General features: G+C 47.2%; 1 protein-coding gene. It reads right to left on the reverse strand.

What is annotated here, in order from left to right; genetic code table 11:
* The coding region (locus tag KH893_RS12960; RefSeq protein WP_427860482.1) for a mucin-binding protein at nucleotides 1-233 on the reverse strand (233 nt) is incomplete at both ends.

Genomic DNA, 233 nt, shown 5'->3' on the forward strand with positions numbered 1-233 from the left:
TCACTGTCTGCGCTGCAATTGCTGTCTGATCTGGTGTATACCCCTTTAGTTCGGGGCTAGTCACTGCGCCAAATGTTTGATCTGCTGACCATGCCCCATATGTCTTCTCACCAGTGACTGCATCTGTAGACACTGTCCGTGTAAACTCAACTGGCGTTGCCACATAGTCATCGGCTGCTTTGCTACCATCTTTATAGATATAATGGATGGTTTCATTCACAGTCTTCGTTTCG

The sequence above is a fragment of the Liquorilactobacillus sicerae genome, from assembly GCF_029916425.1.
GTDB classification, from domain to species: Bacteria; Bacillota; Bacilli; order Lactobacillales; family Lactobacillaceae; genus Liquorilactobacillus; species Liquorilactobacillus sicerae.